This is a genomic window from Cupriavidus sp. CuC1, from assembly GCF_044627735.1.
In the GTDB taxonomy this organism is placed as follows: domain Bacteria; phylum Pseudomonadota; class Gammaproteobacteria; order Burkholderiales; family Burkholderiaceae; genus Cupriavidus; species Cupriavidus ulmosensis.
On the sequence record NZ_JBIUHC010000315.1, the window covers coordinates 1 to 3,755 of the forward strand.

Here is a 3,755-nt window from a genome sequence, read left to right on the forward strand (position 1 = left end):
TGAAGTTAACACTGTCAGATTGTGTTTACAAGTAGCACTGCCTTATCGAGGACGCCGATTTGTGGGCAAACCTCAGCCCATGAGGGGAGAGGGAGAGACAGCAGGGCAGCGCGCCCGCGATCACCGACCTGATCGCCGGCTCGACGCAGTTCATGTTCCTGCCGCTGAGCGACGCCCAGCCCCTGATCAAGGGCGGCAAGCTGAAGGCCCTGGCCATCACCAGCGCCAAACGCTCGACCCTGCTGCCGGAGATCCCGACGATCAAGGAAGCGACCGGCATGAGCTCGCTGGAAATGGGCGCGTGGCAAGGCATCCTGGTACCCAAGGGCACGCCGGAATCGATCGTCAAGCAACTGCGGGAAGCAACGGACAGGACGTTGAAGGACGAGGCGGTGCGCGCCAAGCTGGTTGCGCAGGGTTCCGAGATCCTTGGCGGCACGCCGCAGCAATACACGGCTTACATGAAGAGCGAGGCCACGCGCTGGGGCCGGATCATCAAGGAGTCTGGCGCCAAGGTGGAGTAAGCCTGCGGGAGGAGCAGTCAGGGCGCGCTGGCATCCGGCCCGCCGGCCCGCCGGAGATGCTCCCCCAAAAGCCGCGCGGCGGACGACAAGGGCACGCCCGAGCGCGTTGCCAGCAGAAGCCGCCGGCTGGCCCAATCGTCCGACAAGCCAACCATATGCAGCCCCAGCGCCTTGGCCTGGGCACGGCACACGGCTTGCGGCAGGACCCCGATGCCAAGGTCGGCCGCGATCATCTGGCACATCGCGTCGAAGCTGCGGACCTGGATGCGAAGCCGAAGCGGCCGCCCGGCCTGCTCCGCCGCGCGCGAGGTGAGTTCCAGCAACGCACTGCCGCGATTGAGCCCGACCATGTCGTATTCCAGGCAGCTCGCAAAATCGACGCGGCGCTTGCGCGCAAGGGGATGGCGGCGCGAGCACAGCAGCACCAGCGTGTCGGTCTGGAAATGGCTGATGTCCAGCCCATCCGTGGGCGTGCCTTCGGAGAACACACCGATATCCGCCAGGCCGTCCACCAGCGCGCGGGCGATATCGCCGCTGAGTTGCTCCTCGACCTCCACATGCACCCCCGGGTGCTGCGCCAGGAAGGTGGCTAGCCTGGCGGGCAGGAACTCCGTCAGGGCGGACATATTGGCCCACAGCCGCACATGGCCCAGGAGGCCGCGCGAATGGTCCTGCAGCTCCGCGCTGAAGCGCTCGAAGCCCTGGAACAGCCGCATGGCGTGCTGCATGGCCATATGGCCCACGGGCGTGAGCGTCACGCCCTTGGACGTGCGCTCCAGCAACTGGAAACCGGTGGTCTCCTCGAAGTCTGACAAGCGCCGGCTGGCTGCCGACAAGGCCAGGTGGCAGGCGGCCGCGCCTTGCGTGATGCTGCCGGTCTGCACGACCGCGCAGAACAAACGCAGCGTCACGAAATCTACTCGGGCGGGATTGAGGGGCCAGGTCATGGGTGCATTCTAGCGCGTGGCCTTCGCGTTTTGCGAAGCCGGATTGTGGAGACTAGCAATTCCGCCGGCAGCGCCGCGCCCATAAAGTGGCGCCATTAAAGCCAACTGCCCTGCGCGACTCCCCATGGATGCATTGAAGAACCTCAAGGTACTGGAATTCGGCCACCTGATCGCCGGCATGAATCACGGCAATGGCGTGCGCCTGCAGTTCAATGAAGTGGCGACCCGCGACGGCTTCCAGATGGAATGCCATTTCATCGAGACGAATGACAAGGTCGCCCTGCTCGACGCGCTGAGCGGGTTGGGTTTCGCCAAGATCGAAGTCACCTCGTTCACGTCGCCCAAGGCCATCCCGGCGCTCAAGGACGCCGAGGCGGTCATGCACCGCATCCGGCGCACGCCCGGCGTGGTCTACACCGCGCTGGTGCCGAACGTGCGCGGCGGCGAGCGCGCGCTGGCGTGCGCCACCGACGAGTTCAACCTTGTCATGTCGGTGAGTGCAACCCACAACCTGGCCAACCTGCGCATGACGCAGGAGCAGTCGTTCAGCCAGTTGCAGGACGTGATCGCGCTTGGCACGCAGCACGGCGTGCCGGTGAACGTCTCGTTGTCCTGCGTATTCGGCTGCCCGATGGAGGGTGAGATCGCGGCCGAAGCGGTGCTCGGATGGATCGCCCGCTTTGCCGCGCTGGGCGTGCACGGCATCACGCTGTGCGACACCACCGGCATGGCGTTTCCCAACCAGGTGCAGGCACTGTGCGAGGCCGTGCAGGCACGCTTTCCCAAGCTGGAATTCACCGCCCATTTCCACAACACGCGCGGCATGGGGCTGGTCAATGCGGTGGCCGCCGCGCAAGCCGGCATCCGCCGCTTCGACACGTCGCTTGGCGGCATCGGCGGCTGCCCCTACGCGCCGGGCGCCACCGGCAACGTCGCCACCGAGGACATGGTGCATATGTTCGACTGCATGGGCTATGACACCGGCATGCACCTGCCCGGCCTGCTCGACGCCGCAGCCACCCTGCGCCGGCTGCTCCGGCACGATCTGCCCGCGCAGGTATCGCAGGCCGGCCCGCGCTTGACGCGGCACGCCCCGCCGGCGGATTTCGAGGCCATTCGCCAGGCTGCGCTTGCGCGCTGAGGCTGGGCGGGATATTGACGTCCCGCCCGGCCTGCAGCATCCGGCAATGCGCGTGCACTTCCTTGCCCTCAACACCACGACCACTACCGCGACCGCTGATGGCGGGTCGTGTGGTCGGAACATGAGAACCATCGAGAAGTTCATCGCGAGAGTCGAGGAGAACGCGCCTTGTCCGACGGCGTCATCGCTTGCCGGGGCGCGGTGAGATTCTCTTATCCGTATGCAACTTGTCCTTATGGATCACGGGAACTTTAGTCGCGGATGCCATGGTGACCGGAGCCCCCGGAGGACAGGATAAGGAGTTGGCCGTTGCGACCAACTCTTTTCTCAAGGACTGAAGCGCCTTGATATGGGCATCGATTTGTCCGATCTTGGCGCTCAAGCGTTGCTCTATCTCGGCCCGGCCAAACCTGCCGTCAATCAATTGCGGGATGATTTCCCGAATCTCGGCAAGCGAGAACCCGAGCGTTTGCGCGCTACGGATGAATTGAATGTGCCGAACGGCCTGGGTGTCGTATGAACGATAGCCATTGCCCAGCCGAGCGGGCGGCGCCAACAGTCCCACCTTTTCGTAGTGACGCAGGGTATCTGTAGTCGTGCCAACTGCCTTCGCCAACTCGCTGATGTTCACCTGTGGCCCCCGTCAAACGCGACGTCCCTGATTTGTCTTGACCTTGGAGTCTACACCAAGGTTTAAGGTGCGCGCGGGATGCACTCCACAGGATCCCGGAACCATCGACAAAGGTGACGCCATGTTTCGTATGCTTGTTCTTCTACTGCTGTCTGCTATTGCCATGCCTGCTATCGCCGACAATGGCTCGGCACCAGGCAGCCCATCGACTTCGGGCCAACCCAAGGTAGCTTTTGCGATCATCAGAACCGCGGAGCTATCCGTTACCGAGGCCTTGGTCTACTCCGGCGGGAGCTTCACGCGCAAGGTGAGCAATAACTTCTCCGCGTTCCTGGTGAAACACGGCACTGACACGCTGCTGTTTGACGCAGGGCTGGGCTCGCAGGTGGCCGATCAATATCGGCAAGATATGCCTTGGTGGCAAAGTCTGTTTTTGTGCGACCTGAAAGTCGCCTGAATTTCTGTTTCACAGGAGAACGTATGACCTGACGAAACCGGTTGTTCCATCAACC

The 3,755-nt window shown here is 63.6% G+C and carries 4 protein-coding genes and 1 pseudogene; 3 read left to right on the forward strand and 2 right to left on the reverse strand.

Annotated features, from left to right (window positions below; translation table 11 throughout):
- Positions 1-113: 113 nt before the first annotated feature.
- Positions 114-524: pseudogene (locus ACGLHR_RS50945) on the forward strand (Bug family tripartite tricarboxylate transporter substrate binding protein); the annotation flags it as partial.
- A 17-nt stretch (positions 525-541) separates the two neighbouring features.
- Here ACGLHR_RS50945 and ACGLHR_RS50950 read toward each other — a convergent pair.
- The gene (locus tag ACGLHR_RS50950; protein ID WP_400103639.1) at positions 542-1,471 is read right to left on the reverse strand and encodes a LysR family transcriptional regulator; all 930 of its coding nucleotides are present in this window, start codon (positions 1,469-1,471) and stop codon (positions 542-544) included.
- 178 nt (positions 1,472-1,649) lie between these two features.
- Here ACGLHR_RS50950 and ACGLHR_RS50955 point away from each other — a divergent pair, with 178 nt between their 5' ends.
- The gene (locus tag ACGLHR_RS50955; protein WP_400103645.1) at positions 1,650-2,612 is read left to right on the forward strand and encodes a hydroxymethylglutaryl-CoA lyase; all 963 of its coding nucleotides are present in this window, start codon (positions 1,650-1,652) and stop codon (positions 2,610-2,612) included.
- Between the two features lie 181 nt (positions 2,613-2,793).
- On the opposite strand, the gene ACGLHR_RS50960 is transcribed toward ACGLHR_RS50955, so the two are convergent.
- On the reverse strand, positions 2,794-3,243 hold the full coding sequence (locus tag ACGLHR_RS50960; protein WP_400103641.1) for a heavy metal-responsive transcriptional regulator: 450 nt from the start codon (positions 3,241-3,243) through the stop codon (positions 2,794-2,796).
- 121 nt (positions 3,244-3,364) lie between these two features.
- Here ACGLHR_RS50960 and ACGLHR_RS50965 point away from each other — a divergent pair, with 121 nt between their 5' ends.
- Positions 3,365-3,700 (forward strand): hypothetical protein, encoded by a 336-nt coding sequence (locus ACGLHR_RS50965; protein WP_400103643.1) that lies wholly within the window; start codon positions 3,365-3,367, stop codon positions 3,698-3,700.
- The last annotated feature ends 55 nt before the right edge of the window (positions 3,701-3,755 follow it).

What these genes read in the sequence shown, in the direction of transcription:
- ACGLHR_RS50950 (WP_400103639.1), bottom strand. Translation starts at nt 1,471, where the DNA reads ATGACCTGGCCCCTCAATCCCGCCCGAGTAGATTTCGTGACGCTGCGT.
- ACGLHR_RS50955 (WP_400103645.1), top strand. Translation starts at nt 1,650, where the DNA reads ATGAATCACGGCAATGGCGTGCGCCTGCAGTTCAATGAAGTGGCGACC.
- ACGLHR_RS50965 (WP_400103643.1), top strand. Translation starts at nt 3,365, where the DNA reads ATGTTTCGTATGCTTGTTCTTCTACTGCTGTCTGCTATTGCCATGCCT.